Origin of the sequence: Novosphingobium indicum, assembly GCF_014645195.1 — a bacterium.
GTDB lineage: Bacteria > Pseudomonadota > Alphaproteobacteria > Sphingomonadales > Sphingomonadaceae > Novosphingobium > Novosphingobium indicum.
The window spans coordinates 144,943-171,767 of the sequence record NZ_BMLK01000010.1; the positions used below are offsets into that span (position 1 = coordinate 144,943).

25 protein-coding genes and 1 tRNA gene are annotated in these 26,825 nt (G+C 63.0%); 19 read left to right on the top strand and 7 right to left on the bottom strand.

Annotation, left to right across the window (positions count from 1 at the left end):
• Positions 1-405: 405 nt before the first annotated feature.
• The 7 genes from rimP (at position 406) to IEX64_RS12425 (ending at position 7,910) form a co-directional block, all read left to right on the top strand.
• Positions 406-978 carry a ribosome maturation protein RimP gene (gene rimP, locus IEX64_RS12395; RefSeq protein ID WP_188819980.1) on the top strand — a complete coding sequence of 191 codons (573 nt, stop codon included), beginning with the start codon at positions 406-408 and terminating at the stop codon, positions 976-978.
• Between the two features lie 2 nt (positions 979-980).
• A complete protein-coding gene (gene nusA, locus IEX64_RS12400) occupies positions 981-2,600 on the top strand; it encodes a transcription termination factor NusA (RefSeq protein ID WP_188819981.1) in 1,620 nt (539 codons plus the stop codon).
• Entirely contained in the window at positions 2,581-3,300 is a 720-nt protein-coding gene (locus tag IEX64_RS12405; RefSeq protein ID WP_188819982.1) for a DUF448 domain-containing protein, read from the top strand. Before nusA ends, IEX64_RS12405 begins: the two co-directional genes overlap by 20 nt.
• A gap of 23 nt (positions 3,301-3,323) precedes the next feature.
• Positions 3,324-5,939 (top strand): translation initiation factor IF-2, encoded by a 2,616-nt coding sequence (gene infB, locus IEX64_RS12410; protein WP_188819983.1) that lies wholly within the window; start codon positions 3,324-3,326, stop codon positions 5,937-5,939.
• Between the two features lie 117 nt (positions 5,940-6,056).
• Positions 6,057-6,590, top strand: a complete 534-nt coding sequence (locus IEX64_RS12415; protein WP_188819984.1) for a DUF1697 domain-containing protein — start codon at positions 6,057-6,059, stop codon at positions 6,588-6,590.
• 101 nt (positions 6,591-6,691) lie between these two features.
• Complete coding sequence (gene rbfA, locus IEX64_RS12420; protein WP_188819985.1) at positions 6,692-7,084, top strand: 30S ribosome-binding factor RbfA; 393 nt, start codon at positions 6,692-6,694, stop codon at positions 7,082-7,084.
• A gap of 94 nt (positions 7,085-7,178) precedes the next feature.
• Positions 7,179-7,910: an alpha/beta fold hydrolase gene (locus tag IEX64_RS12425; protein WP_188819986.1), complete on the top strand. Its 732-nt coding sequence runs from the start codon at positions 7,179-7,181 to the stop codon at positions 7,908-7,910.
• Between the two features lie 21 nt (positions 7,911-7,931).
• Here IEX64_RS12425 and IEX64_RS12430 read toward each other — a convergent pair whose 3' ends face one another.
• Positions 7,932-9,554 (bottom strand): DUF1963 domain-containing protein, encoded by a 1,623-nt coding sequence (locus IEX64_RS12430; RefSeq protein WP_188819987.1) that lies wholly within the window; start codon positions 9,552-9,554, stop codon positions 7,932-7,934.
• 120 nt (positions 9,555-9,674) lie between these two features.
• Between IEX64_RS12430 and IEX64_RS12435 the strand changes: the two genes are divergently transcribed.
• The 9 genes from IEX64_RS12435 (at position 9,675) to IEX64_RS12475 (ending at position 18,938) form a co-directional block, all read left to right on the top strand.
• Complete coding sequence (locus tag IEX64_RS12435) at positions 9,675-10,265, top strand: thymidine kinase (RefSeq protein ID WP_188820009.1); 591 nt, start codon at positions 9,675-9,677, stop codon at positions 10,263-10,265.
• A gap of 52 nt (positions 10,266-10,317) precedes the next feature.
• Entirely contained in the window at positions 10,318-11,004 is a 687-nt protein-coding gene (locus IEX64_RS12440; protein WP_188819988.1) for a site-2 protease family protein, read from the top strand.
• A 121-nt stretch (positions 11,005-11,125) separates the two neighbouring features.
• The gene (locus IEX64_RS12445; RefSeq protein ID WP_229710220.1) at positions 11,126-11,521 is read left to right on the top strand and encodes a DUF6491 family protein; all 396 of its coding nucleotides are present in this window, start codon (positions 11,126-11,128) and stop codon (positions 11,519-11,521) included.
• A 48-nt stretch (positions 11,522-11,569) separates the two neighbouring features.
• Positions 11,570-12,517: a tRNA pseudouridine(55) synthase TruB gene (gene truB / locus IEX64_RS12450; RefSeq protein ID WP_188819989.1), complete on the top strand. Its 948-nt coding sequence runs from the start codon at positions 11,570-11,572 to the stop codon at positions 12,515-12,517.
• Between the two features lie 5 nt (positions 12,518-12,522).
• On the top strand, positions 12,523-12,792 hold the full coding sequence (gene rpsO / locus IEX64_RS12455; protein ID WP_188819990.1) for a 30S ribosomal protein S15: 270 nt from the start codon (positions 12,523-12,525) through the stop codon (positions 12,790-12,792).
• Positions 12,793-13,111: 319 nt separating this feature from the next.
• Complete coding sequence (gene pnp / locus IEX64_RS12460) at positions 13,112-15,403, top strand: polyribonucleotide nucleotidyltransferase (RefSeq protein ID WP_188819991.1); 2,292 nt, start codon at positions 13,112-13,114, stop codon at positions 15,401-15,403.
• 151 nt (positions 15,404-15,554) lie between these two features.
• Positions 15,555-17,678: a PA5441 family protein gene (locus IEX64_RS12465; RefSeq protein ID WP_188819992.1), complete on the top strand. Its 2,124-nt coding sequence runs from the start codon at positions 15,555-15,557 to the stop codon at positions 17,676-17,678.
• The gene (locus IEX64_RS12470; RefSeq protein WP_188819993.1) at positions 17,648-18,388 is read left to right on the top strand and encodes a DUF3142 domain-containing protein; all 741 of its coding nucleotides are present in this window, start codon (positions 17,648-17,650) and stop codon (positions 18,386-18,388) included. The genes IEX64_RS12465 and IEX64_RS12470 overlap by 31 nt, the downstream gene beginning before the upstream one ends.
• Positions 18,389-18,485: 97 nt before the next feature.
• On the top strand, positions 18,486-18,938 hold the full coding sequence (locus IEX64_RS12475) for a hypothetical protein (RefSeq protein ID WP_188819994.1): 453 nt from the start codon (positions 18,486-18,488) through the stop codon (positions 18,936-18,938).
• A 9-nt stretch (positions 18,939-18,947) separates the two neighbouring features.
• Here IEX64_RS12475 and IEX64_RS12480 read toward each other — a convergent pair whose 3' ends face one another.
• The 5 genes from IEX64_RS12480 to IEX64_RS12500 all read right to left on the bottom strand — a co-directional run bounded on the left by IEX64_RS12480 (position 18,948) and on the right by IEX64_RS12500 (position 23,743).
• On the bottom strand, positions 18,948-20,225 hold the full coding sequence (locus IEX64_RS12480; protein WP_229710221.1) for a GGDEF domain-containing protein: 1,278 nt from the start codon (positions 20,223-20,225) through the stop codon (positions 18,948-18,950).
• 156 nt (positions 20,226-20,381) lie between these two features.
• Entirely contained in the window at positions 20,382-20,903 is a 522-nt protein-coding gene (locus IEX64_RS12485; RefSeq protein WP_188819995.1) for a DUF1993 domain-containing protein, read from the bottom strand.
• Between the two features lie 51 nt (positions 20,904-20,954).
• Positions 20,955-22,103 carry a GGDEF domain-containing protein gene (locus tag IEX64_RS12490; RefSeq protein ID WP_229710223.1) on the bottom strand — a complete coding sequence of 383 codons (1,149 nt, stop codon included), beginning with the start codon at positions 22,101-22,103 and terminating at the stop codon, positions 20,955-20,957.
• A gap of 178 nt (positions 22,104-22,281) precedes the next feature.
• Positions 22,282-23,031, bottom strand: a complete 750-nt coding sequence (locus IEX64_RS12495; RefSeq protein WP_188819996.1) for a peptidylprolyl isomerase — start codon at positions 23,029-23,031, stop codon at positions 22,282-22,284.
• Between the two features lie 7 nt (positions 23,032-23,038).
• Entirely contained in the window at positions 23,039-23,743 is a 705-nt protein-coding gene (locus IEX64_RS12500; protein ID WP_188819997.1) for a GcrA family cell cycle regulator, read from the bottom strand.
• 99 nt (positions 23,744-23,842) lie between these two features.
• Here IEX64_RS12500 and IEX64_RS12505 point away from each other — a divergent pair, with 99 nt between their 5' ends.
• Positions 23,843-24,721 carry an ABC transporter permease gene (locus tag IEX64_RS12505; RefSeq protein WP_188819998.1) on the top strand — a complete coding sequence of 293 codons (879 nt, stop codon included), beginning with the start codon at positions 23,843-23,845 and terminating at the stop codon, positions 24,719-24,721.
• A gap of 89 nt (positions 24,722-24,810) precedes the next feature.
• Here IEX64_RS12505 and hspQ read toward each other — a convergent pair whose 3' ends face one another.
• Complete coding sequence (hspQ, locus tag IEX64_RS12510; protein ID WP_188819999.1) at positions 24,811-25,191, bottom strand: heat shock protein HspQ; 381 nt, start codon at positions 25,189-25,191, stop codon at positions 24,811-24,813.
• 153 nt (positions 25,192-25,344) lie between these two features.
• On the opposite strand from hspQ, the gene IEX64_RS12515 reads away from it, so the two are divergent.
• Together IEX64_RS12515 and IEX64_RS12520 are read left to right on the top strand one after the other, a co-directional pair.
• A tRNA-Ser gene (locus IEX64_RS12515) sits at positions 25,345-25,434 on the top strand.
• Positions 25,435-25,652: 218 nt separating this feature from the next.
• On the top strand, positions 25,653-26,771 hold the full coding sequence (locus IEX64_RS12520; protein ID WP_229710225.1) for a tyrosine-type recombinase/integrase: 1,119 nt from the start codon (positions 25,653-25,655) through the stop codon (positions 26,769-26,771).
• The last annotated feature ends 54 nt before the right edge of the window (positions 26,772-26,825 follow it).

Consider the following 26,825-nt stretch of genomic DNA (forward strand, 5'->3'; position numbering starts at 1 on the left):
CGATGGACATGATGATGTCGATGGTGCGTCGAAGCACTGCCTCTCCTTCCCGCTTCTATCGCCGCGACAGAGAGAAGCACGCGTCTCGTATTTACGCCGGGTTGGCCCGGTTTTTCCGGATCCTGTCGTGCGGCCATGCCGAGTGCGGCACGGCAGGGACGATGCCACGGGGGAGTGGCGGCCCGTCGTGCGTCGGGAGTTATCTCCCGGCGCACGCGGGTTCTCCCGAACAAAGCACGACGCCGCGCTAAGGCCCCTTGCCTTTTGAGGGGAATGGGCCTATCTGCCCGTCATCCCGACATTGGTGAAACAACGATCGGGCTGGCGCCGGAAGGGGCCGGCGCGAAACCGCGTTGCATCGATGCTTCATCGACTGACCGCTTTTTGAGACCGGAGAATGCCCGCGTGGCCGATATTGCCCGCCTGACACAAGTTATCGAGCCCGAGGTGAACGCCCTCGGCTTCGATCTCGTGCGTGTGCGTATTTTCGGCAAGAGCGAGGTCGGCGACGATGAGCTGGCGCTGCAGGTCATGGCCGAGAATCCCAAGACCGGGCAGCTCGTGCTCGATGATTGCGTGAAGATCTCGCACCGCATTTCCGACCGCATGGATGCGCTCGAGGAAGCGGGTGAAGAGCTGATCGGCGGTGCCTATCGTCTGGAAGTCAGCTCGCCTGGGATCGACCGGCCGCTTACCCGCACGAAGGACTATGCCGACTGGGCCGGGCACGAAGCCCGTATCAACCTGGCCGAACCTGTTGCCGGAAACCGCAAGGCGCTCCAAGGCGACCTGATCGGTATCGAGGGCGACCCGGGTTCTGAAATGGTCACGCTCGAGGACCGCAAGTCCGGCCGCGTCAGCTTTCCGCTGACCGATATCCATTCTGCAAGGCTTGTTCTTACCGACAAGCTGATTGCCGCAACCCGCCCGCTCGATACCAGCGGCGCCGACGAGATTTTCGAGGAACAGGAAGACTGACAATGGCCAGTGCGATTTCCGCCAACCGCGCCGAGCTGCTTGCTATCGCGAACTCCGTCGCGTCGGAGAAGATGATCGACAAGTCGATCGTCATCGAAGCGATGGAAGAGGCGATCCAGAAATCGGCCCGTAACCGTTATGGTGCCGAGAACGACATCCGAGCGAAGCTCGATCCGCGTACCGGCGACCTGCGCCTGTGGCGCGTCGTCGAGGTGGTCGAGGAAGTCGAGGACTACTTCAAGCAGGTCGACCTCAAGCAGGCCGAGAAGCTTCAGTCGGGCTCGAAGCTGGGCGACTTCATCGTCGATCCGCTGCCCCCGGTTGATCTGGGCCGTATCGACGCACAGTCGGCCAAGCAGGTGATCTTCCAGAAGGTCCGCGATGCCGAGCGCGATCGCCAGTACGAAGAGTTCAAGGACCGCGTCGGTGAAGTGATTACCGGCGTGATCAAGTCGGTCGAATTCGGCCACGTGATCGTCAATCTCGGCCGCGCCGAGGGTGTGATCCGCCGCGACCAGCAGATCCCGCGCGAAGCGGCCCGTGTCGGCGAGCGCGTGCGCGCCATCGTGCTACGCGTCGAGCGCCAGAACCGCGGCCCGCAAATCTTCCTCTCCCGCGCGCACCCCGAGTTCATGAAGAAGCTCTTCGCGCAGGAAGTGCCCGAGATCTACGACGGCATCATCGAGATCAAGGCCGCCGCCCGCGATCCGGGTTCGCGCGCCAAGATCGGCGTGATCAGCCACGACCATTCGATCGACCCGGTCGGCGCCTGCGTCGGCATGAAGGGCAGCCGCGTTCAGGCCGTCGTGCAGGAACTGCAGGGCGAGAAGATCGACATCATCCCCTGGAGCGAGGACACCGCGACCTTCGTCGTCAACGCGCTCCAGCCCGCCACGGTCAGCCGCGTCGTCATCGACGAGGAAGAGAGCCGCATCGAAGTCGTCGTGCCCGATGACCAGCTTTCGCTGGCGATCGGCCGCCGCGGCCAGAACGTGCGTCTCGCTTCGCAGCTCACCGGCTCGCAGATCGACATCATGACCGAGGCTGAGGCTTCGGAGAAGCGCCAGAAGGAATTCGCCGAGCGCTCCAAGATGTTCGAGGACGAACTCGACGTCGACGAAACGCTCTCGCAGCTGCTGGTGGCCGAAGGCTTCACCGAGCTGGAGGAAGTCGCCTACATCGACATGAACGAGCTGGCCGCGATCGAAGGCTTCGACGACGAACTCGCCGAGGAACTTCAGAGCCGCGCGCAGGAAGCGCTTGATCGTCGCGAGGAAGCCGCTCGCGAGGAACGTCGCGCGCTGGGCGTGGAAGATGCCATCGCCGAACTGCCGCACCTCACCGAGGCCATGCTGGTGACGCTCGGCAAGGGCGGCATCAAGACGCTCGACGACGTTGCCGATCTCGCCACCGACGAGCTTATCGCCAAGAAGCGTACCGAACAGCGTCGCCGCGACGGTTCGGTGAACCGCCGCGCCCGTGAAGAGGACAAGGGCGGCGTTCTCGGCGAATATGGCCTGACCGAAGAGCAGGGCAACGAGATCATCATGGCGGCCCGCGCCCACTGGTTCGAAGACGAGCCAGAAACCGAGGAGGCCGCCGATGCGGAATCCTCACAATGAGCGCGTAAGCTCCGACATCGATAACGCCAAGGCGGAGAGGACCTGCATCCTCTCCGGCAGGAAAGGTGCGCGGGATGAACTGCTCCGTCTGGCGATTTCGCCGGACGGGCTGGTGCTGCCCGACGTGCACGCACGCGCCCCCGGACGCGGGGCGTGGATTGGCGTTGGGCGTCCAGACCTTGAAAAAGCCATCGCGAAGGGCAAACTAAAGGGAGCGCTGGCGAGAGCCTATAAAGGCGCGCCGCTTTCCATCCCCGACGACCTTGCCGAAAGGATCGAACAGGCGCTGATCCGCGCGCTGACAGATCGGCTGGGGCTCGAACTGAAATCGGGCCGGCTGCTTCTGGGTTCGGACCGGATCGCGCAGAACGCCCGGGAGGGGCGTGTCGCCTGGCTCGGCCATGCCGCGGATGCGCGCGAGGACGGTTCGCGCAAGCTCGACCAGGCCTGGCGCGTCGGCAGCGAAGCGGAAGGCAGCGGCTTGCGGGGCACGCGCTTGCCTCTGGACCGGGAGACGCTGTCTGTGGCATTGGGCCGCGACAACGTCGTTCACCTGGCGCTGAATGACCGTGGAGCGGCTAAGCGATTCGCTTCGCAACTGCAGCGCCTCCTGCATTTCCAGGGGCAGGCCGATCTGAACGCGGCCGATACGGATGATGTAACCGGGCAGGCTGACGCCGCGCCCGTGACGACGAATTGAGATTGAAGGGCACGACGAGAGATATGAGCGAGACCGACAACAAACCGACCCTGGGCCGCAAGCCGCTTGGGCTTAAGCGCTCGGTGGAAGCGGGTGAGGTCAAGCAGACCTTCAGCCATGGCCGTACCAACAAAGTCGTGGTCGAGGTGAAACGCCGCAAGGTGCTCGGCAAGCCAGGCTCGGAAGCACCGGCTGAGGCAAAGACCGAAGCGCCAGCGGCCAAGCCCGAGCCCAAGCAGCCCGCGCCTGCGCCGAAGCCGGCGCCGAAGAAGCCGGCCGTCCCTGCGGGAGAAACCCGTCAGGAAATGCAGGCACGTCTCCTGCGCGAGGCTGAGGAAGCCCGTCTCACGGCGATGGAAGAAGCCAACCGTCGCGAGCAGGAAGAGAAGCTGCGCGCGCAGGAAGAGGAAAAGCGCCGGGCTGAAGAAAACCGCCGCGCTGAGGAACAAGCGGCTGCCGCTGCCGAGAAGCCTGAGAAGGCTGAGAAGGAAGCCGCCGAAGCTCCCGAGCCCGAAGAGAAGAAGGCTGAGCAAGAGACCGAAGCGTCTGCAGCCAAGGCCGAGGAACCCGAAGCCAAGGCAGACAAGGCCGCTCCCGCGCCGTCTCCGCGCAAGTTCACGCCGGTGCAGCGCCCCGAACCCCGCAAGGCCGAGTCTGCGGGCGGCGGTGCGCCGAAGAAGGCCGATTCCGGAAAGAAAGGCGCTCCCCCTTCGCGTGGTGGCGACCGCAAGGATCGTCGTCAGTCGGGCAAGCTCACCGTTACCCGTGCTCTCAACGAGGACGAGGGTGCTCGTGCCCGTTCGCTCGCCGCGCTCAAGCGCGCTCGCGAGAAGGAACGTCGCGCACACTTCAGCGGTCAGAGCCAGCCGCGTGAAAAGCAGGTCCGCGATGTAATCGTCCCCGAGGCGATCACCGTGCAGGAACTTGCCAACCGTATGGCCGAAAAGGGCGCCGACCTGGTGAAGGCGCTTTTCAACATGGGCATGATGGTCACCGTCAACCAGACGATCGACCAGGATACCGCCGAACTGCTGGTGACCGAATTTGGTCACAACATCGAGCGCGTTTCGGAAAGCGACATCGATATCGACACCTCGACGGAAGTCGATACCGATGAATCGCTCAAGCCGCGCGCACCGGTGGTGGCGATCATGGGCCACGTCGATCACGGCAAGACCAGCCTGCTCGACGCGTTGCGCGGCACCGATGTGGTGCGCGGCGAAGCCGGCGGCATCACGCAGCATATCGGCGCCTACCAGATCAAGACGAAGGGCGGTGACGAGATCACCGTGCTCGACACGCCGGGCCACGCGGCCTTCACCCAGATGCGCATGCGCGGTGCCAATGTCACCGATATCGTCATCCTGGTGGTCGCTGCAGACGATGGCATCATGCCGCAGACGATCGAGGCCATCAATCACACCAAGGCCGCCGGCGTTCCGATGATCGTGGCGATAAACAAGTGCGACAAGGAAGACGCGAATCCGAAGAAGGTTCGCGAACGCCTGCTCGAGCACGAGGTCATCGTCGAGGAAATGTCGGGTGACGTTCAGGACGTCGAAGTCTCGGCCAAGACCGGCAAGGGTCTGGAAGAGCTGATCGAGAAGATCCTGCTCCAGGCCGAGTTCATGGAGCTCAAGGCCAATCCGGATCGTCCGGCCGAAGCCACGGTGATCGAAGCCAAGCTCGACAAGGGCAAGGGCCCGGTGGCAACCGTGCTCGTCAACCGGGGCACGCTGAAGCGCGGGGATATCTTCGTCGTCGGCACCGAAAGCGGCCGTGTTCGCGCAATGAACGACGACAAGGGCCGTCAGATCAAGGAAGCCGGGCCGGCCACGCCGGTCGAGGTCCTCGGCCTCAGCGGTGTGCCGATGGCCGGCGACATGCTCAATGTCGTCGAGAGCGAACAGCGCGCCCGTGAAGTCTCGTCCTACCGCCAGGAACAGGCCACCGCCAAGCGCACCGCGATGGCTCCGGCCAGCCTCGACACGATGTTCTCCGCGCTCAAGGCGAAGGAAAACGTCATCGAGTATCCGGTGGTCATCAAGGCCGACGTGCAGGGCTCGCTGGAGGCAATCAACGCGGCGCTTCACAACCTCTCGAACGACGAGATCAAGGTTCGCATCCTGCACTCGGGCGTGGGCGCCATCACCGAGACCGACGTGTCGCTGGCTTCGGCCTCGGGCGCGCCGATCATCGGCTTCAACGTCCGCCCGAACGCCAAGGCGCGCGAGCAGATCGAGCAGTCGAAGACGCGGATGATGTACTACGACGTCATCTACGAACTGACCGAGGAAGTCGCCAAGGAAATGGCCGGCATCTGGGGGCCCGAACGCGTCGAGACGGTGGTCGGCCGTGCCGAGGTCAAGCAGGTCTTCCCGGCCGGCAAGAAGGACAAGGCCGCTGGTCTGCTCGTTATCGAGGGCTTCATCCGCAAGGGGCTCAGCGCGCGTCTTACCCGCAACGACGTCATCGTTTCGGCGACGATCATCGCCTCGCTCCGCCGTTTCAAGGACGACGTGGACGAAGTGCGCACGGGTCTGGAATGCGGTGTTGTGCTGGCAGATACCAACGACATCCGGGCGGGCGACCACCTGGAAGTCTTCGAGGTCTCCCATCGCGAGCGTACGATCGGGTAACGCGGCAATGGCGAACCGGACTGAACGCGTGTTCGAGGTCCTGAGTTTGAAGGGGGTGGCGCCAATGTTCGCTGCCCCCTTCGCATATGCAATCCGTCAAGGTTGGTTCTACGCTTGATGACCCGCTATCTTGCCCTGTTCGGATCGATCAATGTCGGTGGCAACCGCCTCAAGATGGCGGATTTGCGCTATGCCTTCGAGCGCGAGGAATTCGAGAACGTCGAGGCGGTCGTGGCCAGCGGCAATGTCCTGTTCGACTTCGATGATCGTCCGACCGAGGGGCTGGAAGAACTCTTCGCCTACATGATGCGGGAGCGCTTCGACATCGACAGTTTCGTGGCCGTGCGCACCAGGGAAGAGGTTCGTGCGGCCGTCGAGGACAATCCCTTCGTCGGCGTTGGCGAGGACAAGTTCGTCCATACGCACTTCCTTGAAAGCCAGCCGAGCGACGAGCAGTTCGACAAGCTGGTCAGCGATCATCAGGGACGGGGCGAGGAGAAGCTCGCTCTCGGCAACCGCTGTCTCTACATCGACTACGTGAATGGCGTTGGCGACAGCAAGCTGACAGCCGCATTTATCGAACGACGATTGGGCTGTCGGGGTACCGCGCGAAACGTACGCTCGCTCGCGCGTATTCTCACCAAGATGTAGCGAGAGGCTGGGCCTTTTGGCGCGGATAACTAGGCCTTTCGGCTTTCACCGCGCGATCAGGTGTTGCAAATAGACTCGCGCGACCCAAATGGATCCAGACGATGGCACGTCAGCAATTCACCCCCGAACAGCACTCCGTCCGCCTGCTCAAGGTGGGGGAACAGGTGCGCCATGTGATCAGCGAGATCCTCGCGCGGCAACAGGTCCACAACGATACGCTTACGGCGCATTCCGTTTCGGTGACCGAAGTGCGCATGACGCCGGACCTGCGGCAGGCGACCGTTTATGTGAAGCCCTTGCTCGGCCAGGACGAGGAAGCCGTGCTCAAGGCCCTGCGCACCAATACGGCCTTTTTCCAGCGCGAGGTCGCCCAGCGGCTCAAGCTGAAGTTTGCCGCCAAGTTGCGTTTCCGCTCCGACGAGACGTTCGACGAGGCCAGCCGGATCGATGCATTGCTGAGCGATCCACGGGTCAAGCGCGACCTGGACGACTGATCCGCAGCATCCTGCTGCCGATCCCGAAGACATTGCACATTCCCTGAACGCGAAATCGCGATATCTTTCTGCCCGGGAAAGCAGGGAGAGAGATATGGTGCAGTTCGTGTTCCTCCACGGAGGCGGGCAGGGCAGCTGGGTCTGGGACGAGACCATCGTCGCGATCGGACGGCAGTCGCAGGGCAAGGCGCAGTGCCTTGCGCTGGACGCGCCCGGATGCGGCAGGAAGCGGGGTGTCGACACTGCCGGTTACGCTTTTGTCGATACCACACGCGAACTTCTCGGCGACATTCAGCGGGCTGGCATGCTTGATGTCGTGCTGGTCGGCCATTCGCAGGCTGGCATGACGCTGCCGCATATGGCCGAGCTGGCGCCTCCGGGCCTGATCCGCAAACTGGTCTATGTGTCGTGTTCAGCGCCGCTCTCCGGCCTGACCACGCTTGAGCAGATGGGCCGGGGCAAGCACGGTGACAGCCCGGACGAAGTAGGGTTCCCGCTCGGTCCCGATGCCAGCATGGAAGAGCGCTATGCCGTCATGTTCTGCAATGACATGGCTGAGGCGGACCGTGGCAACTTCCTCGCCAAGCTGGGCAAGGATGCGTGGCCGGCCAGCGCCTATACATACAACGACTGGCGATACGAACACCTGCGGGGCATTCCTTCGAGCTATGTTGTTGCCTTGCAGGACGGTGTTCTGCCGGTCGAGTGGCAGGAGCGCTTCGCGGATCGTCTGCACGCGCGGCGCATGGTACGGATCGATGCCGGGCACCAGGTGATGAACACCCGGCCCGAGGCACTGGCGGAAGTCTTGCTGGCGGAAGCCTGAGGCCGAGAAGCAGTTGGTCCGTCAAGTCTCGTCGAACGACAGCCGCGCGCGGTCCCATCGGCCGGCTGCGGCATCGTCCTCGCTGATCCAGAACTGGAACAGCCCCATCTCGCCCCAGCGCCATTCGATCATGTCGTCATAGGCGAGTTGCAGCAGCAGGATGTCTCCGCGCCCGGCATGGGCTGCCGGATTGTGACTGGAACCGGGACCGAACATCAGGTGCGGGTGCCGGGTGGGCATGCGGAACTCGCGATTGATGCGCGCAAGTTGATCGTCCGGCAAGGCGGCGACGGCTTCTGTCGTGTCGGTCACCATCGTGCGTAGCGAGAGCGCCGCCAGATCGGTGACGGAAGAGGGGACGTTGTGGCGCACGACATCGGCATAGTTGGCGTGAAGTTCCGTCAGGAATTCATCGACGATCGCGCATTCGTCGCTGGTCAGTGGCTCCCATGGATCGCGGCCGGCGATGAACTGCTCGATCGCCGCGAGCATATCCGGCAGGCCGTTGCGCTGGGCTTCGATAGCCGCGAGGTCGGCCTGTTTCCGGGCAAGATCCTCTTTCGCCTCTTCAAGGCGCGGATCGGCTTCCAAACCCTCGTTTTCGATCGCGGCCAGGGCTTCCTGCGCGTGTCCGACACTGTCTCGCTTGAGTGCGACCGGCCGCCCCGATGCATCGAAGGCGGCATGGAGTTGATCGGCGAGGTGATTGACCCCGTGCCACCAGAGGCCTGTATCCTCGTGAGCCGTGAAGAGCGTGTCGCGCGGCCTGGCATGGCGCTCGATCTGTTCGGCCATCTTTTCGTTGGCTTCATATTGCCACGGCTCGCCATGGGGTGTGCGGAGTGTCTCCGGCAGATCGATGGCGACTGGTTGCACGGGCCAGAAGGGAAAGAAATGGCGGCTCAGGCGGCCTGGCTGAGCCGGGAAAGGATGGCCGCCCTCGTCATAGGCTGGTGGCAGGTTTCCCGGCGCTTCGGCGAATTCCGAGTGGCCTTCGGGCACGGCTACGACGGCACCGGTGCCGAGAAAGAACGCGAGAGAGCCGGTTTGCGGCAGCGGGCTTTCCGGGCAGGCCGCCGCGAGTTCGGCGAGGTCGATCTGGGCGGCGAAGGGCAGGGGCGTACCACTGGTGTCGCAGGGCCACGCCGTGGTTCCCAGCCGGGGCAGGCCGCCGAGCCAGCTTAGATCGTCGAACCAGTCGCGGTCGCGTTCGCGCGGTTTGCGGATCAGCGCGACGGGACGCGGCGCCGGTTTCTTGTGGCTGGCTTCGGCCGGCAGTCCGGCCGCGCGGCGCCGAAGATTGGCAATCCTGTCGTCTTGCGACATCGGTTCCGGGCGCCAGACCGGGCCGGGGTCGTGACCGCCAACAGATGCCGGGGTCTTGGCGGCCACCCGCTCCGCCTTTCCTTCGCCGATGTTGAGGGCGACAAGCAGAATGAGCACGATGCCCAGCACAAGGCATGCGATTATGGCGGTTCCGCGTCCGCCGATTGCGATTGCACCGGCCGCCGTTCTGTCGAGCATGACGAGCACGTTGCGTACGGCAGGCGAGTTTACGCTGGACGCCAGAGGCGCCATTCCGACGTAGGCGGTCGCCAGGGCGGTAAGCCCGAATACCGCGACCATCGCCATTACTCGCTTCATAAACCGCCCCCGCGCGTCTGCAGTGCTCCCCATACACTGGAATGACCAGTTTCATTCAATCGGGGAGAACATCGAGCAATCCCGTAGACGAAAAAAGCTGCGGTGTTATCCCCAGTATTCATGGCCAAGCTCTATTTCTACTACGCGAGCATGAATGCAGGAAAGTCTGCGACGCTGTTGCAAGCGGATTTCAATTATAACGAGCGCGGCATGCGCACGATGCTTTGGACCGCCAAGCTCGACGACCGCAGCGAGATGCGGGGGGATGGCCACGCCATCGAGAGCCGGATCGGATTGCATGCCGGCGCGCATCGCTTTTCTGCGGAAACCGACCTGCTGGAACGCGTACAGGAAACCCACGCCGTCGAACCGCTTTCCTGCATCCTGATCGACGAGGCCCAGTTCCTGACCGAAGAGCAGGTGTGGCAATGCGCGGACATTGCCGACAAGGCGAATATCCCGGTGCTCTGCTACGGCTTGCGCACCGATTTCCGGGGGCAGCTGTTTCCCGGGTCTGCCGTATTGCTCGGCATCGCCGACACGCTGGTCGAGCTGAAGGCTGTATGCCACTGCGGGCGCAAGGCCTCGATGAACCTGCGCGTGGATGCAGAGGGCAGGGCGGTAAGCGAGGGCCCTCAGGAAGAAATTGGCGGCAACGACCGTTACGTCGCCTTGTGCCGCCGTCATTTCAGCGAGGCACTTGGACGCTGAATCTGATCGGGGCGCCGTTGCGGTGGAGGCATGTCGCGCCTAGATGGGAGCCATGAATGAATTTCTGCTGCAGGCTGCAGCAATCATCATCCCTCTGGTCATTGCGATCGTATTCCATGAAGTCGCCCACGGCTGGGTCGCCCGCATGCTCGGCGATCCGACGGCACACGAGCAGCGGCGGCTGAGTTTCAATCCGTTGCGGCATGTCGATCCGTTCGGGACGATCATCCTGCCCGCTATGTTGTGGTTGACCACGCATACAGCGTTCGGTTGGGCAAAGCCGGTTCCGGTAAACAAGTGGCGCCTCAGGGATCCGCGCAAGGGCATGATGGCCGTGGCCGCAGCCGGACCGGGCATGAACCTGCTTCTTGCAGCGGTAGGTGCGGTGCTGTTGGGGCTGCTGATACGTTTTGCGGGCGAAAACGAGGCCCTGTGGCTTCAGTTTGTCGCGGACAACTTCAACAACTTCATCATGATCAACGTCTTCCTGGCGTTCTTCAACCTGCTGCCGATTCCGCCTTTCGATGGATCGCACATCATTGAAGGTGTGCTGCCGCGCGCTGCGGCGCGCCAGTATGAGCGGTTGCGTCCGTTCGGCTTTATCCTGCTGTTTGTCTTGCTGCTCGTCATCCCCCAGCTCTTTCCTGACTGGGGCGTGATTGAGCGGGTGGTGGTGCCGCCGGTGCTGTGGATCGGGGAGCATTACTATAATCTTGCGCGGCTGGTTGCCGGCTTGTGACGCGTCGGCTTCAACCGGAATTCAGGTTTGTATGACTTTGTCTCACCGCCTTGCGGTGGGGGCCGGGGATGCCGATTTCGCTCATGCGGGGATGGCAAGACAGGCCGGAAAGGAACCTGTGATGAAGCGCCTTTCTCTTTTTCTCCCGATCGCCATGATGGCCGCGGCGCCCTTGCCCGCGCTGGCTGCCAGTGGGCAGTCCGAGGCTGCCGCCAAGACCCAGAGCAGAGCCTCCATTCCTTTCGCCAATCGAGGTGACGTCTGGAACTGGCGGGCCGAAGGTAACCGCACGCTCTATTTCGAGGACAACCACAAGACCTGGTACAAGGCGGAACTCATGGGCTTTTCGCCGGACCTGCCTTTCGTTGAGTTCATCGCTATCGATACCCGGCCCAGCGGCACGCTCGACCGGTGGAGTGCGGTCTACATTCACGGCCAGCGCTATCCGTTCGTGTCCTTCGAAAAGCTCGATGCGCCTCCGGGCAAGCATAAGGTCAGGAACAAGGCCAAAGGGTAAGCTGGAACCGCCGTTGACCGACGCGTCCGTGGCGCCCATGGGGGCGCCATGACGCAGGGCTCCCCTCCAACCCGTCCGGCGCCCAGCGGATGGGTCATTCTCGACAAGCCTGTCGGGCTCGGCTCGACGCAGGCCGTCGCTGCCGTGAAGCGCAATCTGCGCGAGGCTGGCTTCAACATGAAGCTGAAGGGCGGGGTGAAGGTCGGGCACGGCGGCACGCTCGATCCGCTGGCCACGGGCATCCTGCCGATCGCGCTGGGCGAGGCGACGAAACTGACCGGGCGGATGCTCGATGCCAGCAAGATCTACGAATTCACTGTCCGCTTTGGCGAGGAGACCGATACACTGGATCTCGAAGGGGCGGTAATCGCGACCAGCGATGTGCGCCCCACGCGTGACCGGGTTGAAGGAGTATTGCCACGGTTCACCGGTCCGATCGAACAGATCCCGCCCGCCTATTCAGCACTGAAAATCGACGGGCAGCGGGCCTACGATCTGGCTCGGGCGGGTGAGAAGGTGGCGCTGCAAGCACGTCACGTCACCGTATTTGCGCTGTCCCTTGAACGCTTCGACGAAACCGAGGGGGCTACACTCCTCGCAAAAGTGTCGAAGGGTACCTATATACGGTCTCTGGCGCGCGACATTGCGCAAGCGCTCGGCTCCTGCGGGACGGTGACCATGCTTCGCCGCATTCAGGCCGGCCCGTTCGACCTGTCCCATGCGATTTCGCTGGACAAACTGAACGAAACGGGTAAGGGCGCGCCTCTTGAACAGATACTCTTGCCGCTGGAGGCGGGGCTGGACGACATCCCGGCCATCGACCTCGATCCGGAGCAGGCAAGGGCGGTCCGGCAGGGCCGCGTTCTTACCGGGTCGCCCCACGAAGACGGGCTGTACTGGGCGCGGCAAGGGACTGTCCCTGTTGCGCTGGTGGAGCTTTCGGGCGGAGACGTCCGGGTTGTCAGGGGGTTCAATCTCACCGATGTCGCGGAGTAGAATGAATGTCGGTTACTGCTGAAAAGAAGTCTGAAATCATCACGGACAACGCCCGCGCCACTGGCGACACGGGCAGCCCCGAAGTCCAGGTCGCGATCCTCACCGAGCGCATCGTCAACCTGACCGAGCACTTCAAGACGCACCACAAGGACAACCATTCGCGCCGCGGTCTGCTGGCGATGGTCAACAAGCGCCGCTCGCTGCTGGACTACCTCAAGAAGAAGGACGTCCAGCGCTACAACGCCCTGATCCAGAAGCTGGGTCTGCGTAAGTAACGCAAGGTTTCGGCCCGCCAATGGCGGGCCGTTTCATATTGGCGCGGCAATGTGTCGCGTCGTCCCGGCAAAGGCCGGGATCGCTGGCCGTATACGGCCGCTTTGAAGTATCAGATCCCTGCTGTGATTTTCAGCACGGACGATAACCATCCCGCCAGCCCCAAAGATTTCAACGGCACCGGGATGAAAACACGATGGGTATCCTCGCAATCCGGCGAGGGGCCTGGGGGCCACGACAGGCCCCACACCGGACCGGGACGGAATCCCCGGCAGTAAACCCCGCCAGGCAATAGGGCCGGTGGGTCTGAGGAAACTCTCTATGTTCGACGTAAAAACCGTATCGATGGAGTGGGGCGGCAAGACCCTCACTCTCGAAACCGGCCGCATTGCCCGTCAGGCTGACGGCGCGGTCCTCGCCACTTATGGCGAAACTGTCGTGCTGTGCGCTGTCACGGCCGCCAAGTCGGTGAAGGAAGGGCAGGACTTCTTCCCGCTCACCGTCCACTATCAGGAAAAGTTCTCGTCCGCCGGCCGTATCCCCGGTGGCTTCTTCAAGCGTGAACGCGGCGCGACCGAAAAGGAAACGCTGACCAGCCGCCTGATCGACCGTCCGGTGCGCCCGCTGTTCCCGGAAGGCTTCTACAACGAGATCAACTGCATCGCGCAGGTCATGTCCTATGACGGCGAGACCGAACCCGATGTCGTTGCCATGATCGCCGCTTCGGCCGCGCTCACCATCTCGGGCGTTCCCTTCATGGGCCCGATCGGCGCCTGCCGCGTCGGCTTCGTCGATGGCGAATACACGCTGAACCCGAAGCAGGCCGCCGCTCTGGAAGACGGTCGCCTCGATCTCGTCGTCGCCGCCACCGGCGATGCCGTGATGATGGTCGAATCGGAAGCCAAGGAACTGGCCGAGGAAGAGATGCTCGGCGCCGTCATGTTCGCGCATGACGAGTGCAAGAAGGTCGTGAACCTTATCATCGACCTGGCCGAGAAGGCTGCCAAGGAGCCCTGGGAAATCGCGATCAGCGACAACTCGGCGATCAAGGCCAAGCTCAAGGACGTGGTCGGCGCCGATGTTGCCGCCGCCTACAAGCTGACCGACAAGTCGGCCCGCTCGAACGCCCTCAACGAGGCACGCGCCAAGGCCAAGGAAGCGTTCGCCGACGCCGACGCGCAGACCCAGATGGTCGCCATCAAGACCATGAAGAAGGTGGAAGCGGACATCGTTCGCGGCGCCATCCTCAAGGACGGCACCCGCATCGACGGCCGCAAGCTGGATCAGGTCCGCCCGATCGATTCGATGGTTGGCTTCCTGCCCCGCACCCACGGTTCGGCGCTGTTCACCCGCGGTGAAACGCAGGCGATCTGCACCACCACGCTGGGCACCAAGGATAGCGAGCAGATGATCGACGGCCTCGAAGGCCTGTCGTACTCGCCGTTCATGCTGCACTATAACTTCCCGCCCTACTCGGTCGGTGAAGTGGGCCGCTTCGGCGCCCCGGGCCGTCGCGAGATCGGCCACGGCAAGCTGGCATGGCGCGCGCTGCACCCGGTGCTGCCCAAGAAGGAAGACTTCCCCTACACGATCCGCATCCTGTCGGACATCACCGAGTCCAACGGCTCGTCCTCGATGGCGACGATCTGCGGCGGCTGCCTTTCGATGATGGACGCGGGCGTTCCGCTCGAGCGTCCGGTTTCGGGCATCGCCATGGGCCTGATCCTTGAAGGCGAAGAGTTCGCCGTCCTTTCGGACATCCTGGGCGACGAGGATCACCTCGGCGACATGGACTTCAAGGTGGCCGGCACCGAGAACGGCATCACCACGATGCAGATGGACATCAAGATCGCCGGCATCACCAAGGAGATCATGGGCAAGGCGCTGGAGCAGGCGAAGGCCGGCCGTGCGCACATCCTGGGTGAAATGCAGAAGGCCCTCGGCTCGGCCCGTACCGAGCTTTCGGCCCACGCCCCGCGCATCGAGACGATCCAGATCGACAAGTCGAAGATCCGCGACGTCATCGGGACCGGCGGCAAGGTGATCCGCGAGATCGTTGCAGAGACCGGCGCCAAGGTCGACATCGACGACGAAGGCGTGATCAAGATCTCCTCTTCCGACATCAACCAGATCGAGGCTGCCAAGGCTTGGATCCAGGGCATCGTCGAGGAACCGGAAGTCGGCAAGATCTACACCGGCAAGGTCGTCAACATCGTCGACTTCGGTGCATTCGTGAACTTCATGGGTGGCAAGGACGGCCTCGTCCACGTTTCCGAAATGAAGAACGAGCGCGTCGAGAAGCCGACTGACGTCGTGTCGGAAGGCCAGGAAGTGAAGGTCAAGGTCCTCGAGATCGACAACCGCGGCAAGGTCCGTCTGTCGATGCGCGTGGTCGACCAGGAAACCGGCGAAGAGCTTGAAGACACCCGTCCGCCCAAGGCGCCGCGTGGCGACCGTGAAGGCGGTCGTGAAGGCGGTCGTGGCGGTGACCGTCGTGGTCCGCGCCGCAGTGGCGGTGGTGGTGGCGGTGGTGGCCGCGATCGCGGTCCGCGCCGTGACAAGGACGAAGGTGGTGATCCGAACCACATGCCAGCGTTCCTCAAGGAAGACTGAGCACAGCCCGTTCAGGGCAACGAATAGGGAAAGGGCCGCGTATTACGCGGCCCTTTTTCTTTGCAACGCGTATATGTTCTTTGCTCAAGGGCTTGCTATTCCGCCGTTTGATCGGAGAACTTGGCGCAGGCGGGAAACAGGGGGCGAGTGCATGAAGAAGCGATGGGTTCTGGCAGGTGGTGCGGCCCTGGCGCTGGGTGCTTTGCCGCAGATCGTCGGAGCCAGCGGCGACTTCGGGTGCTCGCCGACATGGGCGCTGGGCCTCTCGCGCTATGAATGTGCCGGATCGGCGCTGATCGGCCCGCGCAACGACACGCGCGTCAACATGGCCTGGCTGATGCGCGAGAAGGCGGCTGCGGCTGGCGGCAGCGGCGCTTCCTATCCCGACGACGATTGGGACAGCGCCGATTTCGGCCACGTTTTTGTCAGCTGGGATTCGATGCAGGCGACCTTTTGGCCCAAGCCGCGCGGCGTCGACACGATCGACTATGACGAGGACAGCTATGCTGGCACGCTTTGCCAGACCCTCGTCAGTGGCGCTGAGGCGTTCCGGGCTGCCCTGGCTTCAAGCAAAACAATTGAGCCGGCTGAACGCGCGGCGCTGTCGCAGGCCCGCGATCTTCTCGAGCCCGCCTGCAACGGCAGCGATGCAGAACCGGCATGGCCTTCGGGCGTGACCAGCCGGGCTGGAGAGGACTACCTAGACTATCTCAAAGGCGCGCAGGCATTCTATGCCGAGAACTTCGGTGGCGCGGCGGCGATCTTCGAAAAGCTGGCAGAATCTCGCGAACCGTGGGTGGCCGAGACGTCGCGCTACATGCAGGCACGCAATGCCTTGGCCGCTTCGCAGGTGCCCGCGTTCGGCGAATGGGGCTGGTATGACAACGGCAAGGTCGACAGCGACCGGGCTGCCGCGGGACGCACGGCGCTAAACGGCTATCTCAAGGCCTATCCGGAAGGGCGCTATGCAGCTTCGGCCACCGGCCTGCAAAGGCGCGCGCTCTGGCTGATGGGCGCGCAGCCGCCGCTCTCGCGCATCTACGATGGCATGCTTGCCAGGCAGCCGCGTCAGGACAAGGCGGTGCCGGGCCTGATCGAGGAGATCGAAGCCAAGCTGTTCTTCACGCGCGGCATGTCCGGAGGGCTTGATGCCCCGCTGACTTTGGCGACATGGGATTTCGCCCGCATGCGCCAGACGGAACCGATGATGTCCGAATACGTGCCGCAGCCCCTCTCGGCAGAGGAGCTGGAGGCCCAGGCACCGGTCTTCGCGGACATGCCCGAACTCTATGGGTACTTGAAGGCAAGCCAGGCCTTTCATGTCGAAAAAGACTATCGCCGCGTTCTGGAACTGCTTCCCGACGATGCGCGCCGGGGCAGCTATACGCCGCTGGCATTCAGTCGGCAGCTTCTACGCGGCCTTGCCTTGGAGCAGCTGAACGATCCCAATGCGGCCGGTTTCTGGCAGCAACTGGCAGGCGGCGCCAAGGGGCTCTACCAGCGCCCGGCCGTTGAACTGGCCCTCGCGATGAACTGGGAGCGCAGCGGCGACATCGCCAGGGTCTTCGCCAAGGAAAGCCCGATCACCGAACCGGACATCCGCGTCATGCTGCTCCAGCAGATTGCCGGCCCCGATCTGCTGCGCCGGCAGGCGAGTGCAGCGGGCGCCACGCGTCTCGAGCGCGAGGCGGCCCTTTTCATCCTGCTCTACAAGGAGCTGAGCCGGGGGCGCTATGCCGATTTCGTCAAGGATCTCGCCAAGGTCGAGAGCGGCGCCCACAAGAATGGTTGGATCGGCGGCTGGCTCGGCGACGTCAATCACGAAGTTCCGCTGGGCCTCTTCACCTCCGGCGACCGGGGGCAGAGCTATCCTTGTCCTGCCCTGTCGCAGACGGCCCGCACGCTTGCGAAGCGCTCCGATGATCCGGGGGCACAGCTGTGTCTGGCAGAGTTCTACCGGCTCAACGGGTTCGACGCCTATCTGTCCGATGAGGGCAAGCGCGAGGCCGCGCAACTGGGCGGCACGCCTTCGCTGTTCCTGGGCGATGCCCGCACGCGCGCCGATCTCTACGCCGGTGTTCTGGCCAGCCCTTCGGCATCGGCCGAGCAGACAGCCTATGCCCTGTACAGGTCGGTGATGTGCTACGCACCGGCGGGCAACAACTCCTGCAATCCCACCGATGTCCCGGTCTCGCAGCGCGAAGCCTGGTTCAAGCGTCTGAAGCGCGACTATCCGAAGAGCAAATGGGCGATCAAGCTCAAGTACTACTGGTAGGGCGCCGCGCCTTTCTCGGCGCGGTACTCGCAAGTGCGATGCTGGCGGCTTGCCGGAGTAAAAACGGCGGGGCGGAGCAGACAGTCCTTGCCGAGGACTACGACGCCTTTTTCCTTTGGGCGGGCGTCAAGCCACCGGCATGGCTGAAGCGGGCGCGCACCGTCTATGCGCTGGCCGGAGAGGTGCGCCACCAGCCGGGCAGCCGGTTCGTGGGTCTGCGCGCGGTGCCGCGCGTATCGGGGACGCGGTTGTGGCTGACAGTGCGGGTGGAGCGGCTCGATTGGGACGAGGGTCTCTACCGCGCCGTGCTGCGCGAAGTGGACCGATGGGCGGCAGCGGGAAATGCGCTGGCGGGTCTACAGATAGACTTCGACGCAGCCACGCGCGGGCTCGATGGCTATGCCGAATTTCTCGCGGATCTGCGTGGCCGGCTGCCTTCGCAATGGAAGCTGTCCATCACCGGCCTCATGGACTGGAGCGCCGGCGGCGATCCGCAGGCGCTGGCGCGGCTGGCCGGGATCGTCGACGAGATCGTGGTGCAGACCTATCAGGGCCGCCATACGATCCCCGGCTACGAGACCTATCTGGCTTCGCTGCAACGGCTCGGCATGCCCTATCGCATCGCCCTGGTCGAAGGCGGGGCGTGGCGCGCGCCGGAGGGGCTGGAAAGCGATCCGAACTTCAAGGGGTATGTCGTCTTTCTGCTTTGATCGCCCGACCGAAAGGATTGGGTGAACGGACCTCTCAAAACGATACAGCGAGCCGGATGCGATTGACCGCATGGCGCGCGCGAACCATGGTTGACGCATGTTAAGGATTCTCCTCGCCGCTTCGTCGCTGGCTCTCGCCGCGGCCCCCGTTTCCGCTCAGGCCGCTCCGCAGGACTACGCCGAAGGCCAGGTGTGGCAATATGCCACGCGGGTGCAGGACACGGGCTCGCTGGTGAAGATCCAGAAGATCGAGATCGAGGATGGCCGTCCGGTCTATCACGTCAGTGTGATCGGCGTGCACTTTGCGAATTCGCAGAATGCCAGCACACTGCCGCATCTGCCGGTTTCGGCGGAGACGCTGGACGCCAGCGTGACGCACAAGGTGCGTGCGCAGGGTGCCTTTGCGAACCTGTCGGTGGAAGCGGACATTGCCGAGTGGCATCAGGTCAACGGCGGCGTTCTCAGCGTAACGCTTGCCAAGGCGCTCAATGATGTCGACGTGATGCTGACGCGGGTGGACACCGAGCCCGATCAGGTCGTCGCTTCGTAAGCAGCGTGTTCAGCCGGTAACGGCAAGGCGCGGGCCGACCAAGTCGTCGGGCGAGGTGCTACGCTTGTCGGCCGCGATGACGCAGTTCTTGCCGGCATTCTTGGCGGCATAGAGCGCGGCGTCTGCCATCGGGATGACGTCGGCTGCGTTGATCGAGGTTTCCGGTACCGTTGCAACACCGAACGATGCGCTGATCGGAGCACCATGTACTTCCGAGAGGCTTTCGATGCGCATGCGCAGCATTTCTGCCTTCGCAGCGGCATCCTCGACGCCGCAGTTCGGCAGGATCACCATCAATTCCTCGCCGCCATACCGCGCTACAACGTCGGAGGGCCGCAGGGCGCCGACGAACTGGCCGGCGACATCGCGCAGCACGGCGTCGCCCTTGGCGTGGCCGTAATTGTCGTTGAGGCGCTTGAAGTTGTCGAGATCGATCATCACCACAGACGTCGCCGCACCCGTGCGCTCGGCAAGGCTGAGATAGCGCTCGAGTGCGTCCTCCATGTACCGGCGGTTGTAGAGGCCGGTCAGCGGATCGCGCAGCGACTGGGTGCGCAGTTTCTCACGCAAGGCGATGTTGGACAGCGCCAGCGACATCGAGTCCGCAAGCGCCCGCGTGACGCGGCGAATGCCCTTGAGGTTCTGGAAGGCTTCGGCGCCGTCGTAGGCAAGCACCAGCAGGCCGAAAACCTGTCCGCGTGCCATCATGGGGACTTCGACGGTCGCGACGGAACCTATGTGGTGCATGCAGCACAGCGTGTCTGAACTGGCATCGTTGATGTGGGGCTTGCCGCGTTTCAGGGCCCAGCAGTTGCCGGGCAGCAGCGTAGCGGCCGGATCGAAGTTTTCGCTGACGTTCCAGGCTTTGGCCAGGTCGAGCCGGTCGCGCGAGTTGTTGAAGACGTAGAGAGCGCCGCCGTATTCGGGCAGCAGACGGTGGGCGGTGGCCATCAGGACGGCGCCGGCGTCGTCATGATCCTCCGCAGCTTGCAGCATGTCCGTCATGGCGAAGAGTTCTTCGATCTGACGGCTGGTGCCCTGCGCCTGATCGAAAAGTTCGAGGTGCTGCTTCATGTCGGCCGCAACCAGGCGTGTGGCTGCGAGCGCGACAAGGAGAACGAGGACGGAGCAGGTGACAGCGACGCCACCGGCGATCAGCGCACGGTGCCCGTCCAGAAAGATGGTCGAAGCGGCGGCAGCGACGTTCAGGGCCATCACGCCATGCATGGCGTGGCGCAGGCCTTTGTTCTGCCGATCGTTCGGCGCCAGAAGTCCCTCTTTTTGCACCGCATCCCATCCAGTTGTTGTGGCTGCGCAAGGTATGCGAAAAAAGTTAATGGATTATCACGAATTACGCGTTTTGCCTGATTTTTGCGAAAGGCCAGCTTTTCTGGGCCTCTAGGCAGAGTAAAGGTCAAATAAGGGCAGGGTATTTCAAAATGTTCACCCCTTAACCCGCACTTGACCGAGAAAGTTGCGTTTGCCGATTTCGAGCCCCTGATTTCTTAGAATTGCGTAGGCCATTGTGCTGTGAAAATAGAAATTGGGCAGGGAAAAGCTGAAAAGAAAGTCCTCGACAGTAAAATCCATGCGTATTGTGCCGAACTCAAAACGCATGTCCTGGCCGGCTATGGCATCCAGTTCGCCGGATTTCAGCGTTTTCAGAGCAGCAATGGATTCGTCGATTTCACTTCGCAGCGATGCGAAGTCGGAAGGAACCGGTTCGATTTCGGGATGGAAAACGCCTGCCTTCACGCCGGCAACGGCACGGGCGGAGTGATGGCCGCATTCGAACACCTGCTTCGCGAAAGGCCACATGTCCGGCGCGATGCGCGCTTCGGTCAGGGCCTCGGCGGCGAGGTCCTTTTCAGCGCAGTGTGCTTCGGCAGTGGCGATGAGCCCGGAAATGCTTTCCAGGGTTTGCAAGCAGGTGGCGACGAAGGCTGTGTCGAGCGAGATGGTCATGGCATTCTCCCAGGGTCTTTGGCCCGAGAGTAAAGCGGGTCTCGATGACGATCAATCGGAAGGCTCAGCTTTCAATACGACGTTGCGACCGGCTTCCTTGGCGCGCAGAAGCGCTCCATCAGCGGCACGAAGGGCAGCGCGTGCATCGTCATAGGCATGCACGTCCGCTACGCCGGCAGAAAGCGTGATCTGTCCGAAGGGAACATCGGTCGTACGGTTGACGAGGCGGCGCGAGGCAATTGCTTCCCTGGCTTCGTCGATGACGGCACAGGCTTCCGCCAGAAGCTTGTTGCGCAGCAGGACAACGAATTCCTCCCCGCCGTGACGGGCGACGTGGCAGGTGTCGTCGGAAATGGTCGCGAGCGACTGCGCCACAGTGCGCAGGACGCGGTCGCCGGCTTCATGGCCGTGCTTGTCGTTGATCCGCTTGAACTCGTCGATGTCGCAGAAGGCGACGCACAGCGATTCGCCGGCCTCGCGGGTTGCGGTGTATTCCAGGTCATACCGGGCTTCGAAGGCCCGGCGATTGGGAAGCCCGGTCAGGTGATCGACCTCGGCCTCGGCGCGGGCATCGGCAAGCTGCCTTTGCAGGGCGTGCGTTTCACGTTCGGACCGGGAAAGTTCGCGGGCAACTTCACGCGTGCGATCGAGCATGTCACGCGCCAGCGTGGTGATCTGCGCGACCACGTCGTCGCTACCGTCGATGGCGGCAAGATCGTCGACGTGGGCCTCGAGAGCGGTGTTGTAATCGCTGGTGGCAGTCTTCGCCGCGCAGGCGGTGATGGCGAAGGCGTCGATCGTTGCTTCCAGCCGGGCGATGAGCGAATGCAACCGCGCAGTGGCACTGTCCTGGACGCCCGAGCAGCGCACGTTCTCGAGCCACGCCACCGTAATCGGGTCACCTTCCGCCAGGCGCGTAGCGGTGAACTCGGCCAGCGCGGGATTGGCTCCGGTGATGATATCGTGGGCGGCTTCCAGCGTGAACGGGGTGACCGGCAGATCGTTCTCGACAATGAACTGCGAGATCTCGGCAAGCATTTCCAGGCGTTCGCGCCCGTCGAACGCATGCGTGTCTCGGGGCATGTCTGACGGGCGGTCAGTTACACCCTCCGACGGCACATCTGCCGGTAGAGCCGCGCCAAGTGCTTCGCGCCGGTCTCCGCCCAAGCCGAGCCATCGCATCCAGCCCCCCCGGGCCATGCTGGGATCATGTGCCGTCATATTACGGTTAACGACCATTTCTCGCTACGTTTAAGTTCACTAGTGCAAATATTTACACTGCGCACAGCATGACCGGGAAACGTTACTTTTTACTTGGCGTGAGTATGGGCAGTTTGTTGCGGAAGATCGTAAACGCTTGCTTCGCTTCCGCCGCGAATCACGGAGCCGCGGGGGGCTCGCCGTCCGTGTCGATCTGTTCTTCAAGCGGCTGTGGAGGTTCGGCGACGCGACGCGCGCTGATGATCTTGACTTCGTCTTCGAAGATATCGCCCTTCATCACGCCTTCGCCTTTGGTGGCAGAGCGCGGCTGGTTCCAGATCGCCTCGACGACGTCCATACCGCCTGCGACGTGCCCGAAGGCGGCAAATCCTGCGCCGGGATCTTCCCCGGTGTTACCCTCCGATGCATCAAGCGCCGGCATGTCGGACAGCATGATCATGAAATCCGCTGTCGCCGTACCTGGTGCAAAGCGGGCCATGGATATCGTTCCGGCCTTGTGCAGGATGCTAGTCTGGTTCGTGCTCTCGTGCGCCACGGGATCGAACAGCTTGGCGCCATCGCGAACACCGCCCTGCAGCAGACCTGCCGGCTCGTCGCTGTAGCCCAGATGCATGGCGCGATAGAAAACTGCCCCGTCCATCCGCTTGCTGTCGACGTATTTGAGGAAGTTGGCCGTGGTCATCGGGGCATGCGTCTTGTCAAGATCGAGTGTAATCACGCCCAAGGCGGTCTTGAGCGCAACATAGACGTGCTCGACAGGTTCTGGCGCCGGGGCAGGCGCGGCAGCTGCCTTGACTGCCGGGGCCGCGCTTGCGGGCGCGTCCTGGGCAATGGCTAGCCCGGCACCGCATGCGAGCGACAGCGATGCGACGCATGCTGCAAGCAAGGATGCCGGACGAGCGCGCATGATCGGATCAGCGAACGCGGGGGCCGCCGAACGGCAGCGGCGGAGGAGGACGGCGCGCGCCGCGCGGAAGCTGTGCCTGATAGGCCCGTCCGCAATGCTCGACGCAGTAGGGGAAGCCAGGGTTCACCTTCTCACCGCAAAAGTGGAAATCCGGTTCGCCCGGGTGTCCCATCGGCCAACGGCAGACCCGGTCGTTGAGGTCGAGCAGGCTCGTCTTGTCGGCGATTTCAGGGCTGGGCTTTGCCGGCACGAGGCGGCGCGGCGGTGCCGGTGGGATCGGGGCCTGCTGGTCGCCCGGACCTTGGCGAAGAAAACCGCCGGGGCCGACCGAAACGATACGCGGCTTGTCGCTTGCCGGCTTGGGATCGTCGGCGGCAGCCGGGGCCGCAGGCGCGGCAGCACGAGCGGGTGCCGGGGCAGGCGCCGGTGCGGCGGGACGGGCAGGAGCCGGTGCCGGGGCAGGCGCCGCCTCGGCAGCCTTTGCTGCCGGTGGTTCGGCCGGAGCGGTCTTTGCCTTCTTGGGCGCCGCGGCGCGCGCGGGCTTCTCATTCGCCTTGACCGGGGAGGGGCGGGCCTTGAGGCCAAGGCGGTGCGCCTTGCCGATCACGGCATTGCGGCTCACACCGCCGAGTTCCTCGGCGATCTGGCTGGCCGTAGCCCCGCCTTCCCACATCTTGGTCAGCTTCTCGATCCGCTCGTCCGTCCAGCTCATTCCAATTCCGTTTCCGTGCATGGGAGCAATTCGCAGAATCACCCCGAAATTCTTACCACCCGCTTGCCTTGCAGGGCTGCAGCCGATAGTCGCCGGTCCATGGCCGATCAATCGAATTCGACCGAACTGCTGGGGTCCACCGCGCAATCGCAGCCCCGCCGGTTTCCGGCAAAGGGAGAGCCCCTGATCCACCAGATCAACTGGGTGGGGCTCAAGACCCTTTATATGAAGGAGGTGCGCCGGTTCTTCAAGGTGCAGACCCAGACGATCTGGGCGCCCGCGATAACCACGCTGCTGTTCCTCGTCATCTTCACGCTCGCGCTCGGTCGCGGCGGCAAGGAAGTGCTGGGCGTGAACTTTGCGACGTTCGTGGCGCCGGGCCTGATCGTCATGGGCATGATGCAGAATGCCTTCGCCAATGCCAGCTTCTCGTTTCTCTCGGGCAAGATCCAGGGGACCATCATCGATTTCCTGATGCCCCCTCTCAGCGAAGGCGAATTGATGCTGGCGATGGTGGCAGCAGCGGTCACGCGCGCCGTGCTGGTAGGGCTGGTGCTGTCGGGCGCCATGCTGCTGTGGCCCAGTGTCGACCTGTCGGTCGCGCATCCGTGGGCCATCGTGTGGTTCGGCCTGATGGGAGCGATCTTCTTGGCGCTGCTGGGCTTTTTGTCCTCGATCTGGGCTGAGAAGTTCGATCACAACGCGGCGATCACCAATTTCGTAATCGCGCCGCTCTCGCTGTTGTCGGGCACGTTCTACGTGATCGACAACCTCGCTCCGGGATTCCAGGCGATCAGCCGGGTGAACCCGTTCTTCTACGTGATTTCGGGGTTCCGCTTCGGCTTCTTGGGTGCCAGCGACATCGGTGACACCAACATGGCCGTGCTGCACAGCGCGCTCGGTATCGGGCTGCTCAACGTGGTGCTGGCCCTGATCGTCTATTTCGTGCTGCGTTCGGGGTGGAAGCTCAAGGGCTGAGCTATGACAATGGCCGCGCAGCCTAGGGTTGCGCGCGGTCAGTCACGCAACAGGAAGCATGAAGGCCTGAACCGGCCCCGGTGTGCCGATCAGTGGGCCAGTCCGCGGCGCAGCTGATAGCGACCGTTGCGGAAATCCTCGAAGATCTGAGTGAGTGAGGGGTGGTCCACCGGGCCGCCATCGGGGTCGCCCGTCAGGTTCTGCTGGCTCACGTAGGCAACGTAGCTCGAATCCTCGTTCTCGGCGAGGAGATGGTAATAAGGCTGTTCGCGTCCCGGGCGCACGTCAACCGGGATCGACTGGTACCATTCCTCGCTGTTGGCGAAGACGGGATCGATGTCGAATATGACGCCACGAAAGTCGTGGTGCTTGTGCCGCACAACGTCGCCGATGGCGAAGCGGGCACGGGTCTGGCGGGGTGCGTCGATGACGCGGCCAGCCTGGGGGGAGAAGAACGAGGCCCTGTTCATAGCCTCAATATAGGCCTGTGCGGATGCGAAACAAGCGAAGGGCCGATGCGATCCCCGCTTTTTGCAAACTCGGGGCTTGGCAAGCGCGATCATCTGGGCTACCGGCGCGCTTCTTCCGACCTGCGGCGTCCGCGCCGCATCGCGATCTCTAGCGGAGAGGTGGCAGAGAGGTCGAATGCGCCGCACTCGAAATGCGGTGTACGGGCAACCGTACCGTGGGTTCGAATCCCACCCTCTCCGCCAGCCACGCTTTTTCAAGCAGGCTCACAACGTCTCAAGACGTCCAGAAAATCATTTAATTTCTGTAGGTTGCAGGATTTCGGCGTCTCAGGTAATCTCGAGCCGGATCCTTTGAGCGCGCCGCAAAAGAGGGTCCCAAAGAGGGTCCCGATCCGGGGCCGACATACCACAGCAACCTTTGACCCATGGCGGGAAGGGGTCTTGAACAGGAGTTCAAGATCGTGACCAGTCATGCCCTGAATCGCCTCACCGCCACTCGAGTTGCCGGTATCAAGGAGCCAGGCCGCTACGCCGACGGTGGTGGCCTGTTTCTGTTTGTCGATGCCACTCGCCGCCGCTGGCTGTTCCGTTACACTTGGCGCGGTGCCAAGAAGGAGCTGGGCCTCGGTAGTGCCCGGTCCTTGTCCCTGGCCAAGGCGCGGGAAAAGGCAGCCGAATATCGCGCCATGATCAGCGAGGGCAAAAATCCCAAGGCTGAGCGAGCAAAGGCAAATCGGTACGTCACCTTTGGCGAATATGCGGACAGCTTCGTGGAAACGATGTCGCCTTCTTGGAAAAACGCGAAGCACATCGACCAATGGAAAATGACGCTGACCGTCTATGCCGCGCCGATCCGGTCGCTGCTGTTGCACGAAATTGAGACCGATGACGTACTCAAAGTACTGCGGCCACATTGGAGTCGGGTTCCCGAGACTGCCGACCGGCTCAGAGGACGCATCGAGAACGTACTTGATGCTGCCAAGGCAAACGGTCTGCGTGAAGGCGAAAATCCGGCGCGTTGGCGAGGTCATCTGGACCAAATCTTGCCTCGACGGCGGAAATCTTCGCGCGGCCATCATGCCGCCTTGCCATTCAATCGTATCAAGCGGTTCATGACCAAACTTCATGAACGTCCAGCTGTCGCAGCACGGGCTCTCGAATTTCTGATTCTGACTGCTGCCCGAACGGCTGAGGTGCTCCACGCGGATTGGGATGAGATCGATCTTCGCCAGCGGATCTGGATCGTTCCAGCCGAGCGAATGAAGGCCGAGCGGGAGCATCGGGTGCCATTGTGCGAGGCGGCGCTTGAAATTCTCAAGGCCACGCCTGCCAAGTCGCGATCCGGTTTGATCTTCAAGAATTCAGCGAAGGGCAACGCGCTCAGTATCATGGCGATGCCAATGCTGCTGCGCCGGATGGGCATCGAAGAAACCGTACACGGCTTTCGCTCTACCTTTCGGGACTGGGCATCCGAAACCACCAACTTTCCGAATGAAGTATGCGAGATGGCGTTGGCGCACACCATTCCGGGCAAAGCCGAGGCTGCTTATCGAAGGGGAGACCTCTTCACAGGCTGCTGAAAAAGGAGCTTGCCTTGAGGTGACATTGCTGATTCCAGGATGGCGTAGAGTTGT

What these genes read in the sequence shown, in the direction of transcription:
- hspQ (WP_188819999.1), bottom strand. Translation starts at nt 25,191, where the DNA reads ATGAACAGGGCCTCGTTCTTCTCCCCCCAGGCTGGCCGCGTCATCGAC.
- IEX64_RS12495 (WP_188819996.1), bottom strand. Translation starts at nt 23,031, where the DNA reads ATGCGCGCTCGTCCGGCATCCTTGCTTGCAGCATGCGTCGCATCGCTG.
- infB (WP_188819983.1), top strand. Translation starts at nt 3,324, where the DNA reads ATGAGCGAGACCGACAACAAACCGACCCTGGGCCGCAAGCCGCTTGGG.
- IEX64_RS12415 (WP_188819984.1), top strand. Translation starts at nt 6,057, where the DNA reads ATGACCCGCTATCTTGCCCTGTTCGGATCGATCAATGTCGGTGGCAAC.
- IEX64_RS12440 (WP_188819988.1), top strand. Translation starts at nt 10,318, where the DNA reads ATGAATGAATTTCTGCTGCAGGCTGCAGCAATCATCATCCCTCTGGTC.
- truB (WP_188819989.1), top strand. Translation starts at nt 11,570, where the DNA reads ATGACGCAGGGCTCCCCTCCAACCCGTCCGGCGCCCAGCGGATGGGTC.
- rpsO (WP_188819990.1), top strand. Translation starts at nt 12,523, where the DNA reads ATGTCGGTTACTGCTGAAAAGAAGTCTGAAATCATCACGGACAACGCC.
- IEX64_RS12430 (WP_188819987.1), bottom strand. Translation starts at nt 9,554, where the DNA reads ATGAAGCGAGTAATGGCGATGGTCGCGGTATTCGGGCTTACCGCCCTG.
- IEX64_RS12435 (WP_188820009.1), top strand. Translation starts at nt 9,675, where the DNA reads ATGGCCAAGCTCTATTTCTACTACGCGAGCATGAATGCAGGAAAGTCT.
- IEX64_RS12465 (WP_188819992.1), top strand. Translation starts at nt 15,555, where the DNA reads ATGAAGAAGCGATGGGTTCTGGCAGGTGGTGCGGCCCTGGCGCTGGGT.
- IEX64_RS12470 (WP_188819993.1), top strand. Translation starts at nt 17,648, where the DNA reads ATGGGCGATCAAGCTCAAGTACTACTGGTAGGGCGCCGCGCCTTTCTC.
- IEX64_RS12485 (WP_188819995.1), bottom strand. Translation starts at nt 20,903, where the DNA reads ATGACCATCTCGCTCGACACAGCCTTCGTCGCCACCTGCTTGCAAACC.
- IEX64_RS12490 (WP_229710223.1), bottom strand. Translation starts at nt 22,103, where the DNA reads ATGGCCCGGGGGGGCTGGATGCGATGGCTCGGCTTGGGCGGAGACCGG.
- IEX64_RS12500 (WP_188819997.1), bottom strand. Translation starts at nt 23,743, where the DNA reads ATGAGCTGGACGGACGAGCGGATCGAGAAGCTGACCAAGATGTGGGAA.
- IEX64_RS12425 (WP_188819986.1), top strand. Translation starts at nt 7,179, where the DNA reads ATGGTGCAGTTCGTGTTCCTCCACGGAGGCGGGCAGGGCAGCTGGGTC.
- IEX64_RS12475 (WP_188819994.1), top strand. Translation starts at nt 18,486, where the DNA reads ATGTTAAGGATTCTCCTCGCCGCTTCGTCGCTGGCTCTCGCCGCGGCC.
- pnp (WP_188819991.1), top strand. Translation starts at nt 13,112, where the DNA reads ATGTTCGACGTAAAAACCGTATCGATGGAGTGGGGCGGCAAGACCCTC.
- nusA (WP_188819981.1), top strand. Translation starts at nt 981, where the DNA reads ATGGCCAGTGCGATTTCCGCCAACCGCGCCGAGCTGCTTGCTATCGCG.
- IEX64_RS12445 (WP_229710220.1), top strand. Translation starts at nt 11,126, where the DNA reads ATGAAGCGCCTTTCTCTTTTTCTCCCGATCGCCATGATGGCCGCGGCG.
- IEX64_RS12405 (WP_188819982.1), top strand. Translation starts at nt 2,581, where the DNA reads ATGCGGAATCCTCACAATGAGCGCGTAAGCTCCGACATCGATAACGCC.
- IEX64_RS12505 (WP_188819998.1), top strand. Translation starts at nt 23,843, where the DNA reads ATGGCCGATCAATCGAATTCGACCGAACTGCTGGGGTCCACCGCGCAA.
- rbfA (WP_188819985.1), top strand. Translation starts at nt 6,692, where the DNA reads ATGGCACGTCAGCAATTCACCCCCGAACAGCACTCCGTCCGCCTGCTC.